The sequence below is a fragment of the Kitasatospora sp. NPDC056138 genome (genome assembly GCF_042264695.1).
Classification (GTDB): domain Bacteria; phylum Actinomycetota; class Actinomycetes; order Streptomycetales; family Streptomycetaceae; genus Kitasatospora.
On the sequence record NZ_JBHJVK010000079.1, the window covers coordinates 1,866 to 25,921 of the forward strand.

Annotated in this window: 22 protein-coding genes and 2 pseudogenes; 13 read left to right on the forward strand and 11 right to left on the reverse strand. The window is 70.4% G+C overall.

Features of this window, described 5'->3' with window-relative positions; all coding sequences use genetic code 11:
• Window positions 1-48 precede the first annotated feature (48 nt).
• The 4 genes from ACFC1R_RS32940 to ACFC1R_RS32955 all read left to right on the forward strand — a co-directional run bounded on the left by ACFC1R_RS32940 (window position 49) and on the right by ACFC1R_RS32955 (window position 3,512).
• On the forward strand, window positions 49-363 hold the full coding sequence (locus ACFC1R_RS32940; protein WP_375944977.1) for a helicase associated domain-containing protein: 315 nt from the start codon (window positions 49-51) through the stop codon (window positions 361-363).
• A gap of 697 nt (window positions 364-1,060) precedes the next feature.
• The gene (locus tag ACFC1R_RS32945) at window positions 1,061-1,588 is read left to right on the forward strand and encodes a plastocyanin/azurin family copper-binding protein (RefSeq protein ID WP_375944979.1); all 528 of its coding nucleotides are present in this window, start codon (window positions 1,061-1,063) and stop codon (window positions 1,586-1,588) included.
• Window positions 1,585-2,538, forward strand: a complete 954-nt coding sequence (locus ACFC1R_RS32950) for a metallophosphoesterase family protein (protein WP_375944981.1) — start codon at window positions 1,585-1,587, stop codon at window positions 2,536-2,538. The genes ACFC1R_RS32945 and ACFC1R_RS32950 overlap by 4 nt, the downstream gene beginning before the upstream one ends.
• Complete coding sequence (locus ACFC1R_RS32955) at window positions 2,535-3,512, forward strand: DUF6529 family protein (RefSeq protein WP_375944983.1); 978 nt, start codon at window positions 2,535-2,537, stop codon at window positions 3,510-3,512. The genes ACFC1R_RS32950 and ACFC1R_RS32955 overlap by 4 nt, the downstream gene beginning before the upstream one ends.
• Window positions 3,513-3,734: 222 nt before the next feature.
• On the opposite strand, the gene ACFC1R_RS32960 is transcribed toward ACFC1R_RS32955, so the two are convergent.
• Window positions 3,735-4,469, reverse strand: coding sequence for a hypothetical protein (locus ACFC1R_RS32960; protein WP_375944985.1), 735 nt, complete (start codon window positions 4,467-4,469; stop codon window positions 3,735-3,737).
• Between the two features lie 277 nt (window positions 4,470-4,746).
• Here ACFC1R_RS32960 and ACFC1R_RS32965 point away from each other — a divergent pair, with 277 nt between their 5' ends.
• From ACFC1R_RS32965 to ACFC1R_RS32975, 3 genes are all read left to right on the forward strand, one after another.
• Window positions 4,747-5,337 (forward strand): isochorismatase family protein, encoded by a 591-nt coding sequence (locus tag ACFC1R_RS32965; RefSeq protein ID WP_375945039.1) that lies wholly within the window; start codon window positions 4,747-4,749, stop codon window positions 5,335-5,337.
• Window positions 5,338-5,961: 624 nt separating this feature from the next.
• On the forward strand, window positions 5,962-6,714 hold the full coding sequence (locus ACFC1R_RS32970) for an alpha/beta fold hydrolase (protein WP_375944987.1): 753 nt from the start codon (window positions 5,962-5,964) through the stop codon (window positions 6,712-6,714).
• Between the two features lie 706 nt (window positions 6,715-7,420).
• Window positions 7,421-7,945 (forward strand): hypothetical protein, encoded by a 525-nt coding sequence (locus tag ACFC1R_RS32975; protein WP_375944989.1) that lies wholly within the window; start codon window positions 7,421-7,423, stop codon window positions 7,943-7,945.
• A gap of 217 nt (window positions 7,946-8,162) precedes the next feature.
• Here ACFC1R_RS32975 and ACFC1R_RS32980 read toward each other — a convergent pair whose 3' ends face one another.
• Window positions 8,163-8,996, reverse strand: a complete 834-nt coding sequence (locus ACFC1R_RS32980) for a helix-turn-helix transcriptional regulator (RefSeq protein WP_375944991.1) — start codon at window positions 8,994-8,996, stop codon at window positions 8,163-8,165.
• Window positions 8,997-9,180: 184 nt separating this feature from the next.
• Here ACFC1R_RS32980 and ACFC1R_RS32985 point away from each other — a divergent pair, with 184 nt between their 5' ends.
• Genes ACFC1R_RS32985 through ACFC1R_RS32995 form a run of 3 tightly spaced genes read left to right on the forward strand, consistent with a single transcriptional unit; the run spans window position 9,181 to window position 10,350 of the window.
• Window positions 9,181-9,405 (forward strand): Atu4866 domain-containing protein, encoded by a 225-nt coding sequence (locus ACFC1R_RS32985; protein WP_375945040.1) that lies wholly within the window; start codon window positions 9,181-9,183, stop codon window positions 9,403-9,405.
• Complete coding sequence (locus tag ACFC1R_RS32990) at window positions 9,402-10,136, forward strand: SDR family oxidoreductase (RefSeq protein WP_375944993.1); 735 nt, start codon at window positions 9,402-9,404, stop codon at window positions 10,134-10,136. The genes ACFC1R_RS32985 and ACFC1R_RS32990 overlap by 4 nt, the downstream gene beginning before the upstream one ends.
• Window positions 10,126-10,350 (forward strand): hypothetical protein, encoded by a 225-nt coding sequence (locus tag ACFC1R_RS32995; RefSeq protein ID WP_375944995.1) that lies wholly within the window; start codon window positions 10,126-10,128, stop codon window positions 10,348-10,350. Before ACFC1R_RS32990 ends, ACFC1R_RS32995 begins: the two co-directional genes overlap by 11 nt.
• 15 nt (window positions 10,351-10,365) lie before the next feature.
• Here ACFC1R_RS32995 and ACFC1R_RS33000 read toward each other — a convergent pair whose 3' ends face one another.
• From ACFC1R_RS33000 to ACFC1R_RS33040, 9 genes and pseudogenes are all read right to left on the reverse strand, one after another.
• Complete coding sequence (locus tag ACFC1R_RS33000; RefSeq protein ID WP_375944997.1) at window positions 10,366-11,385, reverse strand: YHYH protein; 1,020 nt, start codon at window positions 11,383-11,385, stop codon at window positions 10,366-10,368.
• 152 nt (window positions 11,386-11,537) lie between these two features.
• The gene (locus ACFC1R_RS33005) at window positions 11,538-11,669 is read right to left on the reverse strand and encodes a hypothetical protein (RefSeq protein WP_375944999.1); all 132 of its coding nucleotides are present in this window, start codon (window positions 11,667-11,669) and stop codon (window positions 11,538-11,540) included.
• Window positions 11,670-11,842: 173 nt separating this feature from the next.
• A pseudogene (locus tag ACFC1R_RS33010) lies at window positions 11,843-12,547 on the reverse strand (ABC transporter permease); the annotation flags it as partial.
• A pseudogene (locus ACFC1R_RS33015) lies at window positions 12,539-13,011 on the reverse strand (transposase); the annotation flags it as partial. The pseudogenes ACFC1R_RS33015 and ACFC1R_RS33010, both read right to left, overlap by 9 nt.
• 118 nt (window positions 13,012-13,129) lie before the next feature.
• Window positions 13,130-15,943, reverse strand: a complete 2,814-nt coding sequence (locus ACFC1R_RS33020; RefSeq protein WP_375945001.1) for a ricin-type beta-trefoil lectin domain protein — start codon at window positions 15,941-15,943, stop codon at window positions 13,130-13,132.
• Window positions 15,944-16,074: 131 nt separating this feature from the next.
• On the reverse strand, window positions 16,075-16,782 hold the full coding sequence (locus ACFC1R_RS33025) for a FadR/GntR family transcriptional regulator (protein ID WP_375945003.1): 708 nt from the start codon (window positions 16,780-16,782) through the stop codon (window positions 16,075-16,077).
• Between the two features lie 140 nt (window positions 16,783-16,922).
• Window positions 16,923-17,954, reverse strand: coding sequence for an ABC transporter permease (locus ACFC1R_RS33030; RefSeq protein WP_375945005.1), 1,032 nt, complete (start codon window positions 17,952-17,954; stop codon window positions 16,923-16,925).
• Window positions 17,938-19,494: a sugar ABC transporter ATP-binding protein gene (locus ACFC1R_RS33035; protein WP_375945007.1), complete on the reverse strand. Its 1,557-nt coding sequence runs from the start codon at window positions 19,492-19,494 to the stop codon at window positions 17,938-17,940. The genes ACFC1R_RS33030 and ACFC1R_RS33035 overlap by 17 nt, the downstream gene beginning before the upstream one ends.
• Before the next feature lie 85 nt (window positions 19,495-19,579).
• Window positions 19,580-20,629: a sugar ABC transporter substrate-binding protein gene (locus tag ACFC1R_RS33040; protein WP_375945009.1), complete on the reverse strand. Its 1,050-nt coding sequence runs from the start codon at window positions 20,627-20,629 to the stop codon at window positions 19,580-19,582.
• Window positions 20,630-21,060: 431 nt separating this feature from the next.
• On the opposite strand from ACFC1R_RS33040, the gene ACFC1R_RS33045 reads away from it, so the two are divergent.
• From ACFC1R_RS33045 to ACFC1R_RS33055, 3 genes are read left to right on the forward strand one after another with little or no spacing between them, the layout of a single operon-like run.
• Window positions 21,061-21,912 carry a fumarylacetoacetate hydrolase family protein gene (locus ACFC1R_RS33045; RefSeq protein WP_375945011.1) on the forward strand — a complete coding sequence of 284 codons (852 nt, stop codon included), beginning with the start codon at window positions 21,061-21,063 and terminating at the stop codon, window positions 21,910-21,912.
• Window positions 21,913-21,923: 11 nt separating this feature from the next.
• Entirely contained in the window at window positions 21,924-23,279 is a 1,356-nt protein-coding gene (locus tag ACFC1R_RS33050) for an L-fuconate dehydratase (RefSeq protein WP_375945013.1), read from the forward strand.
• On the forward strand, window positions 23,276-24,055 hold the full coding sequence (locus ACFC1R_RS33055; RefSeq protein WP_375945015.1) for an SDR family NAD(P)-dependent oxidoreductase: 780 nt from the start codon (window positions 23,276-23,278) through the stop codon (window positions 24,053-24,055). Before ACFC1R_RS33050 ends, ACFC1R_RS33055 begins: the two co-directional genes overlap by 4 nt.
• The last annotated feature ends 1 nt before the right edge of the window (window position 24,056 follow it).

A 24,056-nucleotide genomic window follows, 5' to 3' on the forward strand; every position in this document is an offset into this window, starting at 1 on the left:
GTGTTTTCCCCCAACATCTACCCCTCGTTTTACTAAAAAAAAAAAAAGTTGGACTCCCCCCCCCCGGGGGCCCCCCCCCGGCGGGGCCGGGGCGGACCCGCCAAGGCCGGCGAGCTGGACGAGCCGGGGCGTCCGGAGCCGGACTGGAACCGCTCCCACCGGCGCCTGCTCGCCCACCTCGCCGCCGACGGAACTCTCACCGGCCCCGCGAACCGCACCGGCGGCGAGACGGACCCACCGTTCCGGCCCGGCAGGTGGCTGTGCAGGCAGGACGAGGCCGGGGCCGACGGGAAGCCGACCGAGCAGCAGATCGCGCTCCTGGACGCGCCTCGTGGACAGGCCGCCGAGACCGTCGTCGGCTGACCCCGCGACCGAACGAGACGTCCTCCCGCCCGCCCGGTCCGGGACAGCCACGACCCGGGGGAGACGAGCGACCACCACCCAGCAGCCGCCACGGTGTCCTGGTACGCGTAGTGGACCTGCCCGTGCGGTGACGGCGGCGACCAGCTGTTCGAGGACGGCAGCCGAGCGTGTCCCGCTTCGTCGACTGCGATGACTGCCGGACCGGGCCGGAGGCGGTTCGTCGGTCAGCACCGCTCAGGAGCGCAGGCTCACTCCACCGTGGCGCTCCAGCCGGTGGAGGACCGGTGAGTCTGCTCGCGGGCATCAGAAACAGGAGCACCAACGGCATCCAGAAGCTGAGTCAGAACCAAAGCCGGCCGACATCACTCTCGCGTGGCACCGGGCGCTCGCGCCGCTCAGCGACAGCTGCTCTCACAACTCACCCACGCACAAAGCCGGATGGTCCACGACTCAACAGGTGATCACGGTGTCGTTGCTGGTGGTGGCGGCCACATGGAAGACATCAGTCTGTGGAATTCGTTTCGCTACACGGAATGTGTTGTCCGCTCACATAGAGTAGCCCACTGGGTCGCACCCCTTCCAGCATCCCCCGGCGGGGTGCAACGCGGCCGTCTATCTGCCTGATAAGGCCGGTCCCGGATTGGTTTTGGATCAGACCCGCCCGTGCGGCCGGGGACGTGCAGAAGGAACGGTGGGCATGAATTCGAACTCCTCTTCGCCGGTCCGGTGGTCGCGTACGACGTGCCTGGCCGCTGTCGCCGTTGCCGTTGCCGGAGCACTGGGACTGCTCAGCGCGTGCGGCGGATCGTCGCCCCCCAAACCCGCCGGCGCGCTGAGTCCGGGGCCCGGCCAGACCCTGCCGGGATTTCCCGGTGCCTCCGGAACGAGCGGTACGGTCATCGCCAGCCCACCGGCAACCGCGCCGTCGACCCCGTACACCAGCGGCCAGCCGTCCGCTCCGGCGGCCGCCAACGCGGTGACGATCAAGAACTTTGCGTTCTCCCCGGCCACCGTGACGGTCAAGGCGGGCACGACGGTGACCTGGACCAACACCGACCCCGACGCTCACACCGTCACCAGCAAGCAGGGATCGGGCGGGCCACTGCAGTCGGCAGCCCTGGCCACCGGCAACACCTACAGCTACACGTTCACCGCGCCCGGCACCTACCCCTACTACTGCACCATCCACCCGTTCATGACCGCCACCGTGGAGGTGACCCCATGACCGAGCCCACACCCGACTCCGACGGTGGTGGCGAGCACGGCATGACCCGCCGGCAGCTCATGCGGCACTCCGCCTGGTTCGGTGGTGCCGTGGTCCTGACCGTCACCGCGGGAGAGGTGATCAGTCATATCCCCGGTTCGGTGAACTCGGCCCCGGCAAGCAGCGCGGACCTGCATTTCGTGCAGGTCTCCGACAGCCACATCGGCTTCCAGGGTCCGGCCAACATGGACGTCACCGGGACGTTCGGCACAGCGATCAACCAGGTCAACTCCCTCGGGTTCCGGCCCGATTTCGTCATGCACAGCGGTGACCTGACGCACCTCTCCACCCCCGCCCAGTTCGACCAGGTCAAGCAGATGCTGTCGCAGCTGGACACGGACCGGGTCTTCACCGTGCCGGGCGAGCACGACTCGATCGGAGACAACGGACCACGCGCTTACCGGCAGACCTTCGGCAAGAACACCCTCGGCGACGGCTGGTACAGCTTCGACACCCATGGCGTGCACTTCATCGCGCTGGTCAACACGCTGCACCTGGAGCAACTCGGCCACCTGGGCAACGATCAGATCGACTTCGTGCGCAAGGACATCGCCGGCCTGTCGTCGGACACCCCCATCGTCATCTTCAGTCACATCCCGTTGTTCGCGATGTATCCGGCGTGGGGCTGGGGCACCGACGACGCGGTGCAGCTGCTGTCGATGTTCCGCCGCTTCTCCTCGGTCACCTGTCTCAACGGGCACGTCCACCAGCTGTTCAGCAAGACCGAGGGCAACATCACCTTCCACTCGGCCCGCCCCACCTGCTACCCGTTCCCCAAACCCGGCGAGGGCCCCGCCCCACTTCCAGTGGTGCTGCCCGCCGGACGCCTCAAGGACGCACTCGGCATCCGCACCGTCAACTACTGGCAGGGCAACCACGCACTGGCCGTCAAGGACGAGAAACTCGTATGAACACCCGGAGCCTGCCCGCCCTCGCACTGCGCCTGGTGCTCGCCGCCGCGCTCGCGGCAAGCGGATACATCCACGCCCAGCTCTACATCGACGGATACCGTTTCGTCCACATCATCGGCTCGCTGTTCCTGCTGCAGGCCAGCACCGCCTTCGCGGTGGCCGCGCTCCTTCTGCTGGGGGCACCCCTGCTCCTGCGAATCGCCGCCGCCGCGATCGCCATCGGCGCGCTCGCCGGGTTCGCCGCATCCCGCACCGTCGGACTGTTCGGGTTCTCCGAGCACGGCCTGCAACCCGCCCCGCAGGCCGTGTTCAGCCTCATCGCCGAGGCGCTCGCCCTGCTGATCGTCGCAGTCTGGCAGGCATCCGAAGCCGCAGTGGCAAAATCGAGAGCTGGCGCGGCTGATCACACCGAGGGCCTCGCTCACCCCGCCGACCACCAACGGCTCCACGACGTCCTGTGGCTCCTCCTGCCCGTGGCGGTGGTGGTCGGCCTCTTCTGGTACGGCCGGGCACACACCCCCAACTACGGGACCAGCCTCTTCGGGAACCGCGGCAACGACGCGAGACTGCTGAAAGCCCAACTGGGATCCGCACTCCTGGGCCTGGCACTGGTTCAGCTCCTGCTCGCCCTGTGGATGTACGGCCGCCTGCCCGCACTGCGGGCCGCACCGCACCGGGTCCACACCGTGCACCGCCTCATCGGTCTGGCCGCCTTCCTCCTCTCCCTGCCCATCGCCCGGCACTGCATCACCGCCTACGGCGTCCAACTGACCGACACCCGCGTGGCGCTGCATTCGCTCGCCGGCTGCTTCCTCTACGGGGCCTTCGTCGCCAAGGTCATCGTGGTCAGGCACCGCCGCTGGCCCGGCTGGGCACTTCCCCTGGCCGGCGGCACCCTCGTCACTTTGATTGCCCTGATCTGGTACGTCGCCCCCTTCTGGTACCTGAACGGCTTCCAGGCACCCGGCCTGTGAGCAGAACGTGAGACGTTTCTCTCCCGGCGGCCGGCACCGGATTCCCGCGTGGCGCGGCCGAGTTCGTCCTACGCCGGAATCACGAGGAGTTTCCGGCCGCTGGTCGCATTCACGTCGAAGCAGCCGACAGGTGCCCGGTCCCTTGCTGTGACGGCGGCCTCCGGCTCCACGGCCTGGTCGCGGCGCGTGCCGCAACCGGCACGGGCAACGCCGGTCGACCCGTCAGGCCGTACCCGCGGGGAGCGGGGAACAGTCCTGCACCGCGCACACCGAGCGGTACGCCTGCTTCGCGACGGCGGTGGCGTTGTCCCGGTCGGGGGTGGCCGGCGAGGCTTCGAAGACGAGGACCACCGTGTCTCCGGCCACGATCTGGACCATCACGCTGGCATTGCCGGCCTTGTCGAGCTTCGGAATGGCCAGACCGCTGCTGTCGGGAACACCCGGCACGGTGAAGGTGTCAGTGGCAGACGTGGCCAGGTGGACGCTCTGCTCGGCGAGGAAATAGCTCCGGGCGCCGCTCGGTGCGGCGTACCTGACGAGACGGACATCCACGAGGACGCCGTCGGGCTGCGCCCAGTTCCGGCGCGCCGCGAACTGCAGACCCCTACGGGTCTCCTTGGGGCGCGCGATCTGCTGCGTGGCCGGCGGCAGCATGTCGATGTACTGGTCGAATGTCAGGAGGCCCACCGGGCCGGTCGATCCGACCCACGGCTTGCCTTCGGAGGGTAGGGTCGGCAGCGCCGCCAGCAGCTCCGTCTGGTTCGGATGCGGGGACTGAACCGCCGAGGTCAGGGCCTCGGCAGAGGACGTCGAGGACGGCGAGCCCGTTGAGGACGGGGTTGAGGACACGGCAGGAGTGGGCCGCGCGTTGACCGATGTGGTCCCGTCACCGCAACCGGACGCGAGCAGTACGCACCCCGCAGCTGCCGCCGTGGCCAAGCCCGCTCTTCGGGACATGAGGGAACTCCTTCAGAATGATCATCGCTGTGCGGGGAGAAGTGTGCCATCCACCTGCGTTCCCCTGCCGCACCGGTGCCGACCAGGACCACCGGCAGCTGTGGAATAGCCCGCCGACGTCGCTCCCACGCCCGCCCGCGACACCTTGGGCTTCGCCGAAACCTGCTTTCTCCCAGCCGATTCGCCCGGTCGGGTCAATGCCCGGCGCGTGCCGTGCCGTCCTGCCGCCGGAGGAGCGAACATGCGGGTACGACCTTCCGACGGAAAGGGTTTCGCCGTGCGCCGTGCACTGATCGTCGTCGATGTGCAGAAGGACTTCTGCGAGGGCGGCAACGTCCCGGTGAAGGGCGGCGCCGGGCGGGCCCGCGCCATCGCCGACCTGATCCGGCACGCCGACGGGCGATACGCGTGCATCGTCGCCACCCGCGACCACCACATCGACCCGGGTGCTCACTTCTCCGACCACCCGGACTTCCGGGACTCCTTCCCCGTCCACTGCCTCGCCGGAGGCGAGGGAGGCGAGTTCCACCCCGACTTCGCGCCCGCCGTCGCCTCCGGAGCGGTTGACGAGGTCTTCTTCAAGGGGGCGCACTCCGCCTCCAAGAGCGGTTTCGAGGGCTCGGCGCAGGACGGCACCCTGCTGGCCGACTGGCTGCGCGCCCGCGACGTCGGCGCCCTCGACGTCGTCGGTATCGCCACCGACCACTGTGTGAAGGCCACCGCGCTGGATGGTGCGCGGGCGGGCTTCACCGTGCGGGTCCTGCTCGACTACACCGCCGGTGTCGCAGCCGACACCACCGACGCAGCGATCGGCGAGCTGCGCCGGGCGGGTGTCGCGCTGACCGGTGAGCCCGTCGTCCTCCGATGAGGAGGCGGGCCTCCCCACTTTTGCCGGCTCCGGACGACCTCGCAGCCCTGCTTCGCGAGGCCGGTGCCGGGCTGCGGCCGTGGGCCGGCCGCGCCGGTGCTTGCTCGCCCGCTGAGCGGCCGGCGGCGCCCCGGCCGGACCAGCCACCCGCACCGGCGCCGCGGACGATCCGGCGTTCCGCTACGGCGTCAGGCTGCGTAAGCAGGAGAAGGCCCGTACCGACGGGAAGCCGACCGAGCAGCAGGCCGTGCTGCCGGCCGCTCTGCACGTGGCCCGCTGACTGGCGTTCGTGCGGCGCCCCGCTGTTCCGGCCACCCAGGGCGGGGCCGGCATCGCCTGGGCCGTTGCAGGGGCGCCGGCAGTCCGGCGGGGGAGTCAGGGTCTCTGCACGGTCCAGGTGCTGTCGCGGACGTCGATCACGGGGATGCTGGCGGCGCGGGCGGCTTCGAGGCCTTCGGTGGTGTTTTCGAACGCCACGCACTGGCCGGGGGGACTGCCGGTCTCGTGGTGGCCAGGAGGTAGGCCTCGGGCGCGGGCTTGAGGTGGGAGACGTGTTCACGGACGACGAGAACGTCGAATGTAAACCGGTTGGGGATCGTCGGTGGTGTCGCTAGCATCCAGCGGATGATCATCTCTCATGACGTATCTGGCAGCGGGCCCGCCGTGGTGCTGCTGCACTCCGCGGTGTGCGACCGGCGGATGTGGGACGCACAGTGGCAGCGGCTGGTCGACGCGGGGTACCGGGTGCTGCGGTGCGACTTCCGGGGCTTCGGCGACTCGCCGCTGGCGGACGGCCCGTACAGCGACGCCGGCGACGTCCTGGCCCTGCTCGACCACCTGGGCATCGTGTCCGCGGCGTTGGTCGGCGCCTCGCACGGCGGGCGGGTCGCCCTGACCGTGGCCGCGCTGCGCCCGGACGCGATCAACGCGCTGGCCCTGCTGGGGACGGGTATGCCCGGGCACGAGCCGAGCGAGACGCTGCGTGCCTTCGGGGCGCGCGAAGACGAGTTGCTCGAGGCCGGGGACGTGACGGGAGCCGTCGAGCTGAACGTCGAGACCTGGCTGGGGCCGGAGGCGGGCGAGGAGGCCCGCGAGAGCGTCCGGCGGATGCAGCGGCACGCCTTCGAGGTGCAGGCGGAGGCGAAGTTCGGGCCGGACCGGGAGGAGGTCGACCTCGCCCGGATCACGGCCCCCACCCTGGCCGTCGCCGGTACGCACGACCTGCCGGACTTCCGCGAGATCGCGGCCGCCCTGCCATCCCTCCTCCCGAACGCCCGCTACGTCGAACTGCCCTGGGCCGGCCACCTGCCGAGCCTGGAGCGGCCGCAGGAGGTGGCGGGGCTGCTGGTGGACTTCCTACGGGAGACCGCACGGTAGGGGGCCGAGCGCCCGCCGGCGCCGCTCGCACAACCGCTCTGCCCCGCCCCGGTTCGCCCTGGTGAGTTTCGGACGCCGGTGCAAGTCAGCGGCCGGCTGAAGCGGCCCGGAGCGGACCGTTCGGGTTGCGGCAGGGCTCGGCGCCGGGGCGGGAAGGGGGCTGCGGTAGGACGACCTCCACCCGTCGCCGTCGCCGCCCTCGACCACCACCGTCGGCCGCTATCTCACCCGCACCGCCACCCTGGCGACCTGGCCCGTGGAGGACTACCTCGCCCTGCTCGGCGGCCGCTGCCACGACCTCCCCCAACTGCGCGCCACCTTCGCCGCGCGTTGTCGACGGCCCGTACCCCTTTGGTACGCCGATCCGGCTGCCGGAACCGTTCGACCTCACCCTGGACACCACGGGCCTCTGAGTACCGGGCGGGTTCGGTGCCGGAGTTGCGGGAGGAGGCCGGACCGGCTGGGCGGTGTGGGCCTCCACGCAGCGTCCACCCAGGAGCCGGCCGCACAAGCGACCTCGGTGGTCAGATGATCAGCCGCCGGCCAATCGGTCACTGCGGCCCGCACGGATGCGTCCGCGCACAGCACCTCGGGTCGCTGCAGGTCACGGCCCTGCCACCAGAGCGGCATCTGTGCTGGGCAACGGCCTCTCGCGTCACGTCAATCCCCTTGCGGCTTCGGCCGCGCCGGGCCGAGCATGGCAGCCATGTTCGAAGTTCTTCCCGGAGTCGGCCTCGCGCTACCGCACCGCGCGGGCGTCCTCCGCTACGGAATGTCCGAGACCGAGGCCGCGTGGGTGGTCTCCACCGTGGCGGACGTCCGGTCGGGATCCTGGGTCTGCGGCATCGGCTGGTGCTTCACCGCGTGCTACCAGGGACTGAACCTGCGGGTCATGGGGGACGCTCTCTCCCGTTACGAAGACCAGGAGGACGAGCTCGGGCTCTTCGGCATCAGGCTTGAACGACTCCGGGGCACCACCCTGGAGGGACCGGCCTCCGCGCCGGTGGTCCTGGACGGCGTCGACGTGTTCGGCTTCCCCTCCCGGGAGGTGGCACAAGCCGTCGACCTGGACGCCCACCCCGACATCCGCTTCGCTCCCCTCGGGGCTCCGCATCTCGCGGGCTTCGACATGCTGCGGCCGCGTGATGTCCTCAACGACCGCCATCCCGCCACTGGAAGACCAGCCGACCGGGGAACCCACGTTCGGCAACCGATCGAACTGATCGGTTGAGCAGCGGGCACCGGGTGGCGGCGCAGGCCAGCGGCCGGTGAGAACGGCCTCGGCCGGCCCGTTCGGGTAGCGGCCAGGTTGGGTGGCCCGCTGGGGCGGGCAGAGCCCCGGGCATGCCGACACCTTCGGCCAGGCGCCCCGTCGGCGGCGCCGTCCGGCGGCCGCCGACCCCATGGGGGAGAAGAGCCTCCCGCCGCAGTCAACCCCCGGTCGCCTGCTACCCGGTGGCCCGGTTCGAGGTGGCGTGGAGGGACCCGAGCAGGCTGAGGGCCTGCGCGCTGGAACTGCCGGGTTCCGCCTGGTAGACGACCAGTTGCTGGCCGGGAGCGTCGCGTACGTCGAAGGCCTGGTAGGTGAGGGTCAGCGGGCCGACGTCCGGGTGGAGGAGGTGCTTGGCCTCCTGGGTCTTGCCGCGCACGGCGTGGGCGTTCCACAGACGGGTGAAGTCCGTGCTGCGTCCGGTGAGGGTGCGGACGATTTCCCGCAGCCGGGGGCTGTCCGGGTCGAGCCCGGCCGCCTGCCGCAGGTGGCCCACGACGGCCTGGGCCGTGTGGCCCCACCGTTCGTAGAACTGCCGGCCCGCCGCGTCGAGGAAGGCCATCCGGGCGAGGTTGTCCACCCGCTCGAAGGGCGAGTGCAGGGCCTCGGCCAGGGCGTTGGCCGCCAGGACGTCCAGGGCCCGGTTGATGACGAACGCCGGGGCGGCCGGGTAGCCGTCCAACAGCTGGCGCAGGGCGGGGCTGACCCGGTCCGTGGTGTGGGCGGACCGGGTGCTCGGCACCGTCCCCGCCAGCTGGTGCAGGTGCGCGTGCTCGTTCGGGTCCAGCCGCAGGGCGCGGCCGAGCGCGTCGAGAACCTGGGCCGACGGGTGGCGTTCTCGCCCCTGTTCCAGGCGGGTGTAGTAGTCCGCGTTCACCCCGGCCAGGACGGCGACCTCCTCCCGGCGCAGTCCGGCGACCCTGCGCACCCCGTGGCTCGCCACGCCGGCGTCCTCCGGCCGCAGGGCCGCCCGGCGTGCACGCAGGAACTCTCCCAGGTGGTTGTCGTTCACGCCGCCACCCTAGGCCGCGCGGGCAGTGCCCTGCCTGGGTGCACCGCACCCAGGCAGGGCACGTCCTGGCCGGTCGCCCCCGTCCCGCCCAGACTCGGTCGGGCGGAACGGATCCGCGTCCATCGACGAAGGGAGTCCGTCCTTGACGGGCAGCATCGAGGAGGGCCGTGCCGACGTGGTCGGCATGTGGGTGACGGCGGACGGTCACATCCGCCAGGAACTACGGGCGGACGGCCGGTACGACGAGGCCCGAGGCCACCGCCGCAGCGCCTACACGGGCCGCTACACGGTGACCGGCAGTCACATCGACTACGTCGACGACTCCGGGTTCACCGCCACGGGCGACATCCGAGACGGAGTCCTCCACCACGAGGACCTCGTGCTCCACCGAGAGGAGAAGCAGACATGACGCAGGCGGCCAAGGTCGTACTCATCACCGGGGCGAGCAGCGGGATCGGCGAGGCCACTGCCCGCCGGCTCGCCGCCGAGGGCCACCGGCTGTTCCTCGGGGCACGGCGCACCGATCGTCTGGAGGCGCTCGCCGGTGAACTCACCGCCGCAGGCGGCACCGCGGCGTTCCGGCGGCTGGACGTCACGGACGCCGCGGACGTCCAGGCCTTCGTGGCCGCCGCCCGTGAGTGCTACGGCAGGGTGGACGTGGTGGTCAACAACGCCGGAGTGATGCCGCTCTCGCCGCTGGAGGCGCTGAGGACGGACGAGTGGGACCGCATGATCGACGTGAACGTGCGGGGGGTTCTGCACGGCATCGCCGCTGCGCTGCCCGTGATGCGGGCCCAGGGCGGAGGGCACTTCGTGAACGTCGCGTCCGTCGGCGCGTACGAGGTCTCTCCCACCGCTGCCGTCTACTGCGCCACCAAGTTCGCCGTCCGCGCGATCTCCGAAGGGCTGCGTCAGGAGTCCGCCGGAGACATCCGGGTCACCCTCGTGTCTCCCGGCGTGACCGAGTCCGAACTCGCCGAGGGCATCTCTGATCCCACCGCCAGGGAGGCCATGAGGGCGTACCGCGCAGTGGCACTGCCCGCCTCCGCCGTCGCGGAGGCCATCCTCTACGCCGTCACCCAGCCCCGGCAGGTCGACGTCAACGAGCTCGTGGTCCGCCCGGCGGCGAGTGCCCGGTGACCGCCGACGGCTTCCGGCCGACCGTGGTGCCTCGCGCGGCTCCCACGGGGGCCGGCCACCGAAGTTCGACAGGGCCGGCTACCGCGAGCGCCACGCCGTGGAGTGCGGCGTCAAGCGTCTCAAACGCCACCGCGCGGTCGCCACGGGATACGACGAGCTCGCCGTCCGCTTCGACGTGACGGTGCTGGTCACAGCCGTCAATGAATGGCTGTGACCAGCACCGCACCCCCTAGTGCCAGCCGTGCCCGGAGCCGGGCACCGTCACCGGCTTCCCCCGGAAACATCCGATGGAGTACGGGTACTCTCCGTTGAGGTGGTAGTGGTACATGACGACCTTCTTGCCGTCCCACATGATCGCGTGTGTGTGACCGTGGCAGACGTCCAGATCCCTGTTCTTGACGATCTTTCCGTCCTCGCCGCGCGGCCCGAAGATCCCGAAACCGTCGATGGCGTATCCCACGAGCGGTGAGTGCCGGGAACGGGTGTTCGCGGATCCCTTCGAAGGCTTGCTGCCGAAGCAGGTCTGCGAGGGGCCGTGGTAGTGGTACTGCGTGTCGTACGGATGGCCCCAGCAGCGGTCCAGTGGCAGGGCCGCGTTGGGGTCGACCGGTCGGTCCTCCGCGTCGGTGGCCACCTCCAGGTGGAAGGTGCCACCCGCCAGGGCCATCCCGGTCGTCAGCTGGTCGATGCAGGTGGGCTGCGCCTGGACGGACGGATCGCGCGGAACGGTGACGTCGAGGTTCCACGGCTCGATGGGGATCGCGGCGGCGTTGGGGTACCCGTGCGCGGGAATCTCCGCGTAGTACTCGTAGGCGGGGGTGCCCTTCCGGACGGGGAAGCGCCCGGTGGGGTGGTCCGGGAGCCCGTTGCCCTTGAAGCGCCTCCCGGTCGCGGTCGTCGACACCTCCAGCTGCCGGTGCCAGTGCATGGTCCCCGATACGAACGGGCGCTTGAGCACGTCGATCACACCGTGCGCGTCGATCCACGGGCGGTCGGGCCGGGTGAGGGTCCCGCCTTTGCAGGCGAAGAGGGTGTCGTGCGCGGGCGAGGCGATCGACGTGCCGGTAGGGGGTGTGTGCAGGCGGGTGACGAGCGTGCCGTCTCCCTCGCCTCGTACGTCCTCGGCCGCCCGCACGGGATGCGGGGCGGCTGCCGCCGCGCCCCCGGAGTCGGCCGGGGCCATCGCTGGACCGAGCAGCGCACAGGCGGTACCGGCCGCCACGGTAACGGATCTGAGTACGCCGTACATGAACGCTCCCCGTCTCGGGCGGCGAGCCGGCGATCCCGGCCCGGTTCCCGCCGCCCGCATCACCCCACCACGCCCGGCCACCGATGCCCCGCCGACACGTACGCGCGTACGGGTGAGCCCGCGTCCGGAGCGGGTCGCGCCGCCCGCCGGTCTCACCAGGCGGCTTCGGGCGCTGAAGTGAAGGTGTCCGGTAGGCCCGGATCCACCGTGATGCCGGAGGTTGTGACGGCGTCGACGCGGTCATGGCGGGCGTAGGCGGCCAGGAGCTGGTTCACCGTCACCATCGCGTGGAGCGGCGCCCGCAGCGCCCTGCTTCCCGACCACTCCGTCGTCGTGAAGGAGACCCGGTGGCACCGGGGCGTTCGCGCCGCCGGAGCGGGAAGGCGCCCGGCTGCCGGACACCTTCCCCCCGCTCCTTCCGGGGGCGAGCGTGCTCGGTCAAGGCGCTGGCGCTACGTCATCGGGCCAGCCGCCCCAGCAGCGCCGAGGCCGCCGCGATGCCCACGGCGGTGGACGCGGCCAACACGCCGAAGTCCAAGGGCAGATGGGCCGGGGCGCCGATCAACAGGCCGCGCAGTGCGTCGACTTGGTAGCTGAGCGGGTTGACCTTGCTGATTGCCTGCAGCCAGCCCGGCATCAGGTGCAGCGGGTAGAGGGCGTTGGAGCCGAAGAACAGCGGCATGGTGATCGCCTGGCCGATGCCCATCAGGCGGTCGCGGGTGCGCACGATGCCCGCGATGGTCATTGACAGGCAGGAGAAGAAGGTCGAGCCGAGCAGCACCATCACCGCGACTCCCAGCAGCCGCACCGGGTTCCAGGTCATCGCGACGCCGAGCAGTGCGGCGATCAGCACCACCATGACGGCCTGGATCACCGCCTTGACTCCGGAGGCGAAGGACTTGCCGGTGATCAGTGCGGCGCGCGGCGTCGGGGTGACCAGCAGTTTGGTGAGCACGCCGGAGTCCCGCTCCCGGATGATCTGGATGCCGTAGAAGATCGCGATGAACATCGCGGACCGGGCGATGATCCCGGGCGCCAGGCAGTCGAGGTAGGGGATGCCCCCGGTCGGTATCGCCTTCGGGCGGGTGAAGGTCTCACCGAAGATCAGCAGCCAGAGGGCGGGTTGGATGGCCCGGGTGTAGAGCTCGGTGCGGTCGTGGCGGTTCGCTCCAACCAGGACCCTGCCGAGCGGGATTCCATAACCATCCGTCATGCCCGAGCGTTTCAGACTCTGTTTCCGCGGTCGACCGGTGAGCGCCCGGCGACCTCGCCGCCGCCGGGGGCCTTGGTGATGGAACCGTCGACGGCGATCTGGTCGAGCACGAGCCCGACGATCCGGTCGTAGGACTTCAGCGCGATCTGCTTGAGCCGGGCGAAGAGGCCGAGCCGGATCCACTCGTCGCGGCGGTTGCGGATGGTGGTCGCCGAGCAGGTCGTGTCGGTGATCGCCTGGTAGGAGCACCCGAACCGCAGTAGCTGCAGCAGCTTGTCGAATACGATCCGGTCGCTGATGCGGGGCCGGTGGCAGCCCAGGGGGTGGGACGGATCGACCGTCGGGCGCTCGGGCAGCAGCGCCGCGAATTGGTCCCACAACGGGTCGGTCAGCCGAGATGGAAGTACGGGCACAGATCCCCCCAGTGATCACAGAGCGTCGCAACTCCATGATCACGAAGACCTGTGCCCGCCTCGCTGCCCGGGTACCCCCCCACCCCGCCTATCCGTGCAGACTCTTACAAGCCAGGGGTTACGGTAGGTGCCAGACCTGGTTGGCGGACGGGCCGGTGGAGCAGTCCCAGATGATCAGCTGGGTGCCTGCCGGGCCGGCACCGGCGTCGTCCAAGCATTTGCCGGACTGCGGGTTCTTCAGGGTGCCGTTGGCCTGGGCCTGCCAGACCTGGTTGCCGCCACCGTTGCAGTCCCACAGCTCGATCTTGGTGCCAGAGACGGAGCTGCCACCCGTGATGTCCATGCACTTGCCCTGGACGCGCAGGGTGCCGTCGGCGCCGGCGGTCCACTGCTGGTTCGTGGCGCCGGCGGTGCTGCATCCCCAGACGACGATCGGGTTGCCGTTGGCGGTGCCTGCGCCCGAGTTGTCGGCGCAGAGTCCGTTGATGCCGGTGATCTGCCCGGTGCCGAGGGCGCGGTCGAGGCCGATCTGGACGTTGCCGAGGTGGCTGGCCTTCGTGGCCGGGGTGCCGGTGACCTGGCTGAACGTCATGCCGGAGACCGGGGCCGCGACCTGCTGGACGAGGTAGGACCTGCCGGCGGTGGCCCGGATCGAGAACTGGCCGGCGGTGGTGGGGCTCACCACGACGGTCGTCCTGTCGGTGCCGTCGACGACGGACACACTCTGGCCGGGCCAGGGGCTCCGCATGGTGATGGTTCCGGTGGAGCCGGCGCGGATACCGACGGTGCCGATGACGCCGCCGTGGACCTGGACGGAGACGGTGCTGCCGCCGTGGATGTACTGGGTGCCGTCCGCGTCCCAGCCCGGGGGCAGAGCGGGGGCGATCCGCAGCAGGTCGTCGTAGTCCTGGATCAGCGACTCGTTGACGGCGAGCGCGACGTTCGCCGCCTGCTCGATGTAGGGCTCGGTGCCGCCGGACTGGCCCCACAGGTTGGCCATGCCGGTCGGGTAGGTCTGGTACTTCTGGGTGAGTGCGGTCAGGTCGGCGGCGACCCGCGAGCCTAGACCGAGGTGGGCGGCGTCGACGGCGTCGAAGCTCCAGTCGTTCTGCTGGACGTTGACCCGGCTGGTGTAGGTGCGCTGCGCCAGCGACAGCAGCGGCGAGTTGTCGCCGACCAGGCCGTAGGGCCACACCGCGTCGAGGTCGTCGTTCTCGCTGTTGTTGACGGGGGCGGTGGGCTGGGAGGACTGGCCGAGCACGTCGGTGCCGGAGGCGTCGGCGGAGGCGGTGAGGTTCTGCTGGTGGGTGGCGGCGTCGGTGCGCGGGTAGTCGGGGATCTGCGGAATCGCGGCCTGCAGCTGGGAGACGAGCGAGGCGTCGGTGTTCAGGGTCTGGGCGGCGGAGATGGTGGCTGGGAAGAGGGCCTTCATCGCGTCGATCATGTTGACCGGGTCCTGGACGTTCCACTGGTTCTCGTGGACGTTGGCCACCGCATGCCGCTTGCCGTCTGCTCCGACGGTGGTGTAGGCGAGCAGGAACTCGGCGGCCTGCTGCATCAGCGGGTAGTTCGTGGTCAGGAAGGCCCGGTCGTTGGTGGTGAGGTACTGCTGCCAGACCCACAGGCCGACCTCGGCGCCGGAGGAGACGGTCCGGCCGTTCCAGGTGCTCAGTGCCTGGTCGCAGGAGGCGTCACCGAACGGGTTGCTGTCGTTCTGGAAGCCGTTGCCGTTGAAGCGCATGGTCTCCGGCACGCAGATGCCGGGCAGGTTGCCCATGTACGTCTTGGTCCAGGCCTGGATGTTGGCCAGGTTCGAGGTGTAGAGGTTGTAGAAACCGGAGTTCAGGGCGGTCGCGCCGGCGCCGATGTTGGCGGCGATCTGGCCGCGCAGGTTCCAGATCCAGTAGCCCGCCGGGTACCAGTTCTGGTTGTCCTGGGAGAAGTTGAACAGGTCGGCGACGCCGGCCTGGGACCCGGGGAGCGAACCGCGGGACTCCTCGGCGGTGGTGAAGTAGTAGAGGGTCCGGAGCTTCTCCATGTACTGGGCGGTGCCGTCGGCCGAGGAGAGCTTCACCAGGCCGAGGTTGGCCCAGTAGGTGTGCCACCAGGACAGGTGTGGGGCCTGCAGCGTGCTGCTGGCCGCCGAGGCGTCGGTGCCCAGTAGGGCGGCTGCGGTCGAGGCGGCGTTGCCGCCGGCCCAGGTCGGGCTGCCGAGCAGGATCCGGAAGCTGCCGTCGGCGTTCGGGGTGAGGTTGACCTTGACGGTCTGCGCGTCGGTGACCGTGGCGGTGACGTTGCGCCCGCCGGCGGTGAGCGCGGCGAGCGAGCCGAAGGTCTGGCCGGAGCCGGTGGTCGCGTTGTTGTCGACCCAGGTCTCGGAGAGCGTGGCGACGCTGCCGGATGCCGCGGCGGTGGGTGTGCGCCCGGACCACAGGTTCACGGTGGCGCTCTGGGCGGTGTTGGGGTCGGCGCCGGTCACATCCACGACCAGCTCGTCCTTGTCGGCGCGGACGTAGACGGTCGCGCTCATGCCGCCGCCGGACTCGCGCAGCACGCCGTCGTAGGGGTCGACGGTGGCGGTGAAGTCGGTGGCGCCGGTGATCCGCGACAGGCCGGGGATCTGCAGCCAGCCGGGGGACTTGCGGCCGGGCAGGGTGTCGGCGCGGTTCAGCTGGGCGGTGAAGCCGTTCGCGGCCCAGACCGCGGCGCCCAGGGTGCCGTTGCCGAGCGGCATCGACTGGGTTGCCGCGGTGTTCGGGCTGCCCAGGACGATGTCGGCCTCGCGGACGAGGTCGGGGGTGTCGACGGCGAACGCTCCGTTGGACCAGGCGGTCGTCGTGGTCGCCGCCGTTGCGGCCGTCGGCGACCACGCGATCGCCGACGTGCCGAGCACCAGGGCGACAATTGCCCTGGCTGCCAGTGCACTTCGCATGTTGCGGCCCTTCTGTGGTGGGGGTCCCGTGAGGGGTGTTCAGGTCGGCCTCCGGGGGCTGCGGCCGACCTGGTCTGTGGGTGGTGCTGCGCGCCGGGCAACACAGGACTGGAGATCCGAGCCATCGGGTGTTACGAGGTGCTTGTGTCGGGGCCGGGGAAGTCGGCGGAGATTCCGGTGGCCAACCAGTCCTCGACGGCGGCCACGTGCACGGTGCTGGCGCTGGCGGCGAGGAGAGCGTCACCGGCGGCGAGGGCCCGCCAGATGGTCTCGTGGTCTCGGTGAGCCTGTTCGCGGGCGGGCGCGTGCCGGATGCCGCGGACGATGCGCAGCCGCTGGGTATGGGTGGAGAGGATGCCGAGAAGGGTGGACAGGACCGGGTTTCCCACGGCGTCGACGATGGTCCGGTGGAACGCGATGTCCAGCTCGACGAACTCCTCGATGCTGATGTCCCGGGCGCTCTGGTCGAGGATGGCGCGCAACTCGGCCAGACGTGGCTCGGTGATCCGGTAGGCCGCGAGCGCGGTGGCCTGGGGTTCCAGCAGCCGTCGTACCTGGAGGAGTTGGCCGGCTGTGCGGCCTTGGGACACGTCGGCGGCGAAGGCGAGCGATTCCAGGAGGAGGTGGGGTTCGAGGCCGGAGACGTAGGTGCCGTCGCCCTGCCTGGGAACGAGAATCCGCATCGCGGTGAGTGCGCGGACGGCCTCGCGCAGGGAGCTGCGGGACAGCCCGAGCTGGTCGGCCAGGTCGGCCTCGTTGCGCAGCCGGACACCGGGCTGGAGAGCGCCGGAGAGGATCATCTCCTTGATCCGCTCGATGGCCTGATCGGTGACCGACATGTCTGGGTCCCCTCTGGTACGGAACGTTATGGGCCCGTGAAGGGGCTGTCCTGGCGGTGAGAGAACAGGAGGCCGAAGCGGCGCGAGCAGTACCCGACCGACTGGTGGCGCCGCTCCGGCGGCCCGGGTGGTCGGACCCGCTACTCCTGCTTCTCGCCGGAGGCGAAGCGGGAGATGATCAGGGCGACGATGATGATCGCGCCGTTGAGGAACTGGTTCCACAGCGGCGGAACGCCCGCGAGGGTCATCACGTTGACCACCAGCTGGAGGGTCAGCACGCCGGTGAGGGCGCCGAAGAGGGTGCCGCGGCCGCCGTTGAGGCTGACGCCGCCAATGACGGTGGCGGCGAAGACCTGGAAGATCCAGCCGTTGCCCTGGTCGGCGGAGATGGAGCCGTAGTGGCCGGCGTAGAGGATTCCGGCGAAGGCGGCGAGCAGGCTGCCGAGGATCAGCACGGCCCAGGTGATCCGGTCGACCCGGATGCCGGCCGCCCGGGCGGCCTCGGCGTTGCCGCCGATCGCGTACAGGGCGCGGCCGTGCCGCAGCCAGGCGAGCGCGCTGCCGCCGGCCAGGAAGAGCAGGGCACAGATCCAGATCGCGGCGGGGACGCCGAGCCAGCTGGTGCTGCCGAGGTAGGTGAAGGAGCCGGGCAGGTTGACGATCGACTGGCCCTGCGAGATGGCTACTTGGAGGCCGCGTAGCAGGGTGAGCGCGCCGAGGGTGACGATGAAGCCGTTGAGGCGCAGCTTGAGGATCAGGAATCCGTTGATCGCGCCGATCAGCGCGCCGACCGCGAGGCACAGCGGGATGGCGGTCCAGGAGGGGAAGAGGCCGAGGCCGTTGAACCGGGCGCCGTGGTCGGGCAGGACCAGCCAGACGGCGATGACCGGGGCGACGCCGATGGTGGACTCCAGGGAGAGGTCCATCCGGCCGGCGATCAGGATCAGGGCCTCGGCCAGGACGAGCAGGCTCAGTTCGGTGGCCTGCTGGCCGACGCCGAGCAGGTTGTCGGAGGTGAGGAAGGCGGGGGAGACCGCGAAGCCGATGATTCCCAGGACGAGCAGGACCGGGACGAGCGACAGGTCGCGGTAGCGGGCCAGGTCGATGCGGCGCCGGGCGGGCGCGGGGACGGCGGTGGCCGGGTTCGCGCGGACCTCAGTGGTGGGGGTCATTGTCTTCCTTCGTGGTGGTCGGGCCGGCCATGCCCTCCATGGCTGCGACCAGTTGTTCGTCGCTCCAGCCGTGGGCGAACTCGGCGACGACGCGGCCGTGGAACATGGCCAGGACGCGGTCGCAGACTCGCAGGTCGTCGAGTTCGTCGGACACGATCAGGGCGCTCTTGCCGGCATCGGCGACTTCACGCACGGTGCCGAGCAGGGACTCCTTGGACTTGATGTCGACGCCGTTGGTGGGCCGGATGGCGACCAGGACGTGCGGCTCGGTGGCGAGCGCGCGGGCGATGACGACCTTCTGCTGGTTTCCGCCGGACAGGGCGGACACCGGGGTCGAGGGGCCGGGCGTCTTGATGTCGAGTCCGCTGATCATCCGCTCGGCGAAGGCACGGGTCCGCGAGGGCATTACCGTGCCGAACGGACCGAGCTGGTCGGTGACGGTCAAGGTGGCGTTCTCGGCGACGCTGCGCTGTGGAACCAGGCCCTGGATGTGGCGGTCCTCGGGGACGAAGCCGATCCCCGCTGCGAGAGCGGCCGGAACCCGGCCCGTGCGTACCGGCCGGCCCGCGACGGTGACCGTGCCGGCCCGGGGGCGGTGCAGGCCGGCAAGGGTCTCACCGAGCTGGACGTTGCCGCTGGCAGCCGCCCCGGCCAGGCCCACGACTTCGCCCGGACGCGCGGTCAGGGAGAAGTCCTGGTACGCGCCGTCCAGACTGAGCCCGGAGACGTCCAGAAGCGGGGCGCTGTCACGGAGCGTCCGGCCGGTCACCGACCACGCGGGCTCGGAGCCCCGGGCGCGTTCGCCGGTCATCGCCTCCACCAGGGCCCGCTGGTCGAGCTCGGAGACCGGCGCGGTGACGATGTGCCGGGCGTCGCGGTAGACCGTGACGGTGGTGCAGAGGTCGTAGACCTCCTGCAGGTGGTGGGAGATGAAGAGGAAAGCGACACCCTGCTGCTGGAGCGAGCGCAGCTTGTCGAAGAGCCTCTCGATGCCGCGCGCGTCGAGCTTGGCGGTGGGCTCGTCCAGGATGATGAAGCGGGCCCCGAAGGAGAGCGCGCGGGCGATCTCGACGAACTGGCGCTGCTCGACGGTGAGATCCTCGGCGCGGGCGCCCGGGTCGACGTCGACTCCGTACTCGGCCAGCAGTTCACTGGCCCGGCTCCGCAACTGCTTCCAGCTGATCGGGCGCAGCACACCCGTGCTCTGCCGGTCCAGGAAGAGGTTCTCGGCGACGGTCAGCGCGGGGATGATGGTGGAGCGCTGGTAGACGCAGGCGACCTTGGACCGCCAGGCGTCGGTGTCACCGGGGGCCGGGGCCGGCTCGCCGTTGAAGTGCAGGGTGCCGGTGTCGGGGTTCTGCAGGCCGGTGAGGATCGAGACGAGCGTGGACTTGCCCGCGCCGTTGCGGCCGACCAGGGCGTGCGACTCGCCTGGTGCGACCGAGATGCGGGCGTCGCTGAGGGCGATGGTGGCGCCGAAGCGCTTGCTGATCCCGTCGGCCTCGACGACGGGGCCCCGGACGGGGCTGGGGTCCGCCATGGCGGGGGTGTCCTTTCCGAGGGTTCCCGTGAACGGCGGCCTGAGCGGGAGGATCGGAGCGCCGCCGTTCACGAGGGTGCCGGGATTACTTGCTGACGTTGTTGCCCCACAGGGACTTGTCGTCGACGTTGTCCTTGGTCACCAGCGGCGCGGGGAGCTGGTCCTCCAGGCCGTTCGGCAGCTGGACGATGGTCGACCCGTGGTCGGTGGGGCCGGGCTGGAAGGTCTTGCCCTCGGCTCCGGCCTGGGCGTAGAACAGCGCGTACTTGGCGTAGAGGTCGGCCGGCTGGGAGACGGTGGCGTCGATCTCGCCCTTGCGGATCGCGTCGAACTCCTGCGGGATGCCGTCGTTGGAGATGATCGCGATGTGGCCGGGCTGGCCAGCGGGTTTGAGCAGGCCCTTCTGCTGGAGCAGGGCGAGGGTGGGCTGGAGGAAGACGCCGCCGGCCTGCATGTAGATGCCGCCGAGGTCCGGGTTGGCGGCCAGGGTGGACTGGAGCTTGGCGGAGGCGACGTCGCCCTTCCAGTCGGTGGCCAGCTCGATCACCTGGATGCCGGGGAACTTCTCCTTCATACAGGCGGCGAACGCCTCGGAGCGGTCGCGGCCGTTGATGGAGCTCAGCGCGCCCTGGAACTCGGCGACCTTGCCCTTGCCACCGAGCTGCTTGCCCAGGAACTCACAGGCCTTGGTGCCGTACGCCTTGTTGTCGGCGCGGACCACCATGTACACCTGCCCCTTGTCGGGTCGGGTGTCGACGCTTACCACGGGGATCTTCTTGGCGGCCAGCGCGTCGAGGGTGGAGGCGATGGCACCGGTGTCCTGCGGGGCCATCACGACGGCCTTGGCGCCGGTGTTCTGGAAGACCTGGACGTTGGCGACGAGCTTGGTGACGTCGTTCTGGGAGTTGCTCACCGGCAGGGTGTTCAGGCCCTGGGAGGAGCCGTCCTGCTTGATGTACTGCGCGTAGGAGTTCCAGAAGTCGGAGTCCGCACGCGGCAGGTCGACGCCGATGGCCGTCTTGCCGCCGGAGGCGGAGGTGTTCGAGTCGCTGCCGCGGTTGCAAGCCGTGGCGAGCCCCGCCAGGACGACCACGGCGGCGGCGGTGGCCGCGACTCTGGAGGAGCGAGGGTTCATGGTGCTGATCTCCTTGGCTGGGGTGGCAGGAGCCCCTGACGGGGTGGGTTCGGAAGCGGCGCGGCCCGGCGCAGGGGGTGACCGGTCCGTGGTTGCGGCGGTCCGTGAGAGCCGGCAGCGGACCGAAAAGCCCTCACTCATCGGATGGCTTGGGGCAGTGAGGACCTTACGAGCCGGGCATCTGGCTGACAAGAGGAGACCTCGGATGATTTCCAACCGTGACATCCGGGTTTCCCGCGCGGATGCGATAGGCCTGAAATGCGCCTTGTGAGTTGCGTACATGGAGGAACGCGGGCCAGATCCGCCGACAATCATCGGAGGACTTCTTGCGGCGGCGCGGGCGGTGCTCGTATGGTCAGGCACCGCAGATTCATCCGATGTGTTGGCGGCTGTGAGGCCTCGGCTCTCGGCGCGACGACAGGAGAGAAGACATGAGACTAGGGCGCATCGGTGTACCGGGAGCCGAGACTCCGGTCGTCATCGACCGGACCGGCGCCACGTTCGCACTCACGGCCCTGACCGGCGACATCGACGGGGCGTTCCTCGCCTCCGGGGGGATCGACCGGGTCCGGGAGACGCTGGCCGAGGGCTCGCTCCCGACCGTCGACACAGTCGGCCTGCGGGTCGGCGCTCCCATCGCCCGCCCGGGGAAGGTGGTGTGCATCGGCCTCAACTACCGTGACCACGCGGCGGAGACGGGAGCGGCCGTCCCCGAGCGGCCGGTGGTCTTCATGAAGGACCCGTCCACCGTGGTCGGCCCCTACGACCGGGTACTGATCCCGCGTGGTTCGGTGAAGACGGACTGGGAGGTCGAGCTGGCGGTCGTCATCGGCCGTGAGGCCCGCTACCTGGCGAGCCCCGCCGAGGCCGACGTGTGCATCGCCGGTTACACGATCAGCAACGACGTCTCCGAGCGTGAGTTCCAGCTGGAGTACTCCGCACAGTGGGACCTCGGCAAGTCCTGCGAGACCTTCAACCCGCTCGGTCCCTGGCTGGTGACATCCGATGAGATCGCCGAGCCGCAGTCGCTCGGGCTGCGGCTCGCGGTCAACGGCGAGGTGCGGCAGGACGGCGATACCAAGAACATGATCTTCGAGGTTGCGTACCTGGTCTGGTACCTGAGCCAGTACATGGTGCTGCGCCCCGGCGACGTGATCAACACCGGCACTCCGGCCGGCGTGGCCCTGGGCCTGGCCGGCACCCCGTACCTGCGCGAGGGCGATGTGGTCGAGCTGTCCATCGACGGCCTCGGCATCCAGCGCCAGACGTTCATCAACGCGTGAAAGGCACCGAGTTGTCCGCAACCACCGCTGCGCGGATCACCGCCGTCGAGACCTTCGACATCCGCTTCCCCACCTCGCGGGAGCTGGACGGGTCGGACGCGATGAACCCCGACCCCGACTACTCCGCCGCCTACGTGATCCTCCGAACCTCGGCAGGCGGCCACGAAGGGCACGGCTTCACCTTCACCATCGGCCGCGGCAACGACGTTCAGGTGGCCGCCATCGACGCGCTGAGCCCGCACGTCATCGGACGCTCCGTCGCCGACCTGTGCGCCGACCCCGGCACCCTGTACCGCGACCTGATCGGCGACAGCCAGCTGCGCTGGCTCGGCCCCGAGAAGGGCGTGATGCACATGGCCGTCGGCGCCGTCGTCAACGCGGTCTGGGACCTGGCGGCCAAGCGCGAGGGCAAGCCCCTGTGGCAGCTGCTCGCCGACGCCGACCCCGCGTGGTTGGTCTCCCAGGTTGACTTCCGCTACATCGCGGACGCACTGACGCCCGACGAGGCCCTGGAGCTCCTGCGCAAGGGCAAGCAGGGCGCACCCGAACGGACCGCCGAACTGCTGCACCGCGGCTACCCCGCCTACACCACCTCGCCCGGCTGGCTCGGCTACAGCGACGAGAAGCTCACCCGCCTCGCCAAGCAGGCCGTGGCCGACGGCTTCACCCAGATCAAGCTGAAGGTCGGCGCCGACCTGGCGGACGACATCCGCCGCTGCCGCGCCGCCCGCGCGGCCGTCGGCGCAGACATCCGCATGGCGATCGACGCCAACCAGCGCTGGAACGTCGCCGAGGCCATCGAGTGGACGAACGCCCTCGCCGAGTTCGACCCGTACTGGATCGAGGAGCCCACCAGCCCCGACGACGTGCTCGGCCACGCCGCCGTCCGGCGGGGCGTCCACCCGATCAAGGTCGCCACCGGCGAGCACGTGCAGAACCGCATCGTCTTCAAGCAGCTGCTCCAGGCCTGCGCCATCGACGTCCTCCAGCTGGACTCCGCCCGGGTGGCCGGCGTCAACGAGAACCTCGCCATCCTGCTGCTGGCCGCCAAGTTCGGCGTCCCGGTCTGTCCGCACGCCGGCGGCGTGGGTCTGTGCGAGCTGGTCCAGCACCTGTCGATGTTCGACTACGTCGCCCTCTCCGCCACCACCGAGGACCGTGTCATCGAGTACGTCGACCACCTGCACCAGCACTTCCTCGACCCGGTGAGGATCGGCGACGGTCACTACCGGGCGCCCACCGTGCCCGGCTTCTCAGCCACGATGCACCAGGCCACCATCGACACCTACACCTACCCCGGCGGCGCGTTCTGGGCCGCGGACACGGCCGCCGACCTCTGCGGCGCGGACACCGAGGAGCGCGCGTGACGACCGAACTCGAGGGCCTCACCGCCCTGGTCACCGGCGGCGCCTCCGGCATCGGCCTGGCCACCGCCCGGCTGCTCGCCGAGCGCGGCGCGCAGGTCGCCGTCCTCGACCTCGACCCCGGCGGCGCCCCTGCCTCGCTGCGCGGTTTCACCGCCGATGTCAGTGACGACGCCTCGGTCCGCGCCGCTGTCATCGGCGCGGCCGAGTCACTCGGCGGCATCGACATCCTGGTCAACAACGCCGGCATCGGCGCGGCGGGGACGGTGGAGGACAACGACGACGCGCAGTGGCACCGGGTGCTGGACGTCAACGTCCTGGGGCTGGTCCGGGTCACCCGTGCTGCCCTGCCGTACCTGCGCCGCTCTGTGTCGTCCAATCCGGGGCGAACCGCCTCGATCGTCAACACCTGCTCCATCGCCGCCACCGCCGGGTTGCCGCAGCGCGCCCTGTACTCGGCGTCCAAGGGCGCGGTGCTCTCGCTCACCCTCGCCATGGCCGCCGACCACGTTCGCGAAGGCATCCGGGTCAACTGCGTCAACCCGGGCACCGTCGACACTCCGTGGGTCGGCCGGCTGCTGGACGCCGCCGCAGATCCGACCGCCGAGCGCGCCGCGCTGAACGGCCGCCAGCCGACCGGTCGCCTGGTCACTGCGGAGGAGGTGGCCGCGGCCATCGCCTACCTTGCCTCTCCGGCGGCCGGCAGCGTCACCGGCACCGCCCTCGCGGTCGACGGCGGCATGGCCGGCCTGCGCCTTCGCTCGGAGCCGAAGCCTTGAA

What these genes read in the sequence shown, in the direction of transcription:
- ACFC1R_RS32975 (WP_375944989.1), top strand. Translation starts at nt 7,421, where the DNA reads ATGTTCGAAGTTCTTCCCGGAGTCGGCCTCGCGCTACCGCACCGCGCG.
- ACFC1R_RS32950 (WP_375944981.1), top strand. Translation starts at nt 1,585, where the DNA reads ATGACCGAGCCCACACCCGACTCCGACGGTGGTGGCGAGCACGGCATG.
- ACFC1R_RS33045 (WP_375945011.1), top strand. Translation starts at nt 21,061, where the DNA reads ATGAGACTAGGGCGCATCGGTGTACCGGGAGCCGAGACTCCGGTCGTC.
- ACFC1R_RS33040 (WP_375945009.1), bottom strand. Translation starts at nt 20,629, where the DNA reads ATGAACCCTCGCTCCTCCAGAGTCGCGGCCACCGCCGCCGCCGTGGTC.
- ACFC1R_RS32955 (WP_375944983.1), top strand. Translation starts at nt 2,535, where the DNA reads ATGAACACCCGGAGCCTGCCCGCCCTCGCACTGCGCCTGGTGCTCGCC.
- ACFC1R_RS33000 (WP_375944997.1), bottom strand. Translation starts at nt 11,385, where the DNA reads ATGTACGGCGTACTCAGATCCGTTACCGTGGCGGCCGGTACCGCCTGT.
- ACFC1R_RS33005 (WP_375944999.1), bottom strand. Translation starts at nt 11,669, where the DNA reads ATGGTGACGGTGAACCAGCTCCTGGCCGCCTACGCCCGCCATGACCGC.
- ACFC1R_RS32990 (WP_375944993.1), top strand. Translation starts at nt 9,402, where the DNA reads ATGACGCAGGCGGCCAAGGTCGTACTCATCACCGGGGCGAGCAGCGGG.
- ACFC1R_RS32960 (WP_375944985.1), bottom strand. Translation starts at nt 4,469, where the DNA reads ATGTCCCGAAGAGCGGGCTTGGCCACGGCGGCAGCTGCGGGGTGCGTA.
- ACFC1R_RS33025 (WP_375945003.1), bottom strand. Translation starts at nt 16,782, where the DNA reads ATGTCGGTCACCGATCAGGCCATCGAGCGGATCAAGGAGATGATCCTC.
- ACFC1R_RS33035 (WP_375945007.1), bottom strand. Translation starts at nt 19,494, where the DNA reads ATGGCGGACCCCAGCCCCGTCCGGGGCCCCGTCGTCGAGGCCGACGGG.
- ACFC1R_RS32985 (WP_375945040.1), top strand. Translation starts at nt 9,181, where the DNA reads ATGTGGGTGACGGCGGACGGTCACATCCGCCAGGAACTACGGGCGGAC.
- ACFC1R_RS33020 (WP_375945001.1), bottom strand. Translation starts at nt 15,943, where the DNA reads ATGCGAAGTGCACTGGCAGCCAGGGCAATTGTCGCCCTGGTGCTCGGC.
- ACFC1R_RS32970 (WP_375944987.1), top strand. Translation starts at nt 5,962, where the DNA reads ATGATCATCTCTCATGACGTATCTGGCAGCGGGCCCGCCGTGGTGCTG.
- ACFC1R_RS33030 (WP_375945005.1), bottom strand. Translation starts at nt 17,954, where the DNA reads ATGACCCCCACCACTGAGGTCCGCGCGAACCCGGCCACCGCCGTCCCC.
- ACFC1R_RS32945 (WP_375944979.1), top strand. Translation starts at nt 1,061, where the DNA reads ATGAATTCGAACTCCTCTTCGCCGGTCCGGTGGTCGCGTACGACGTGC.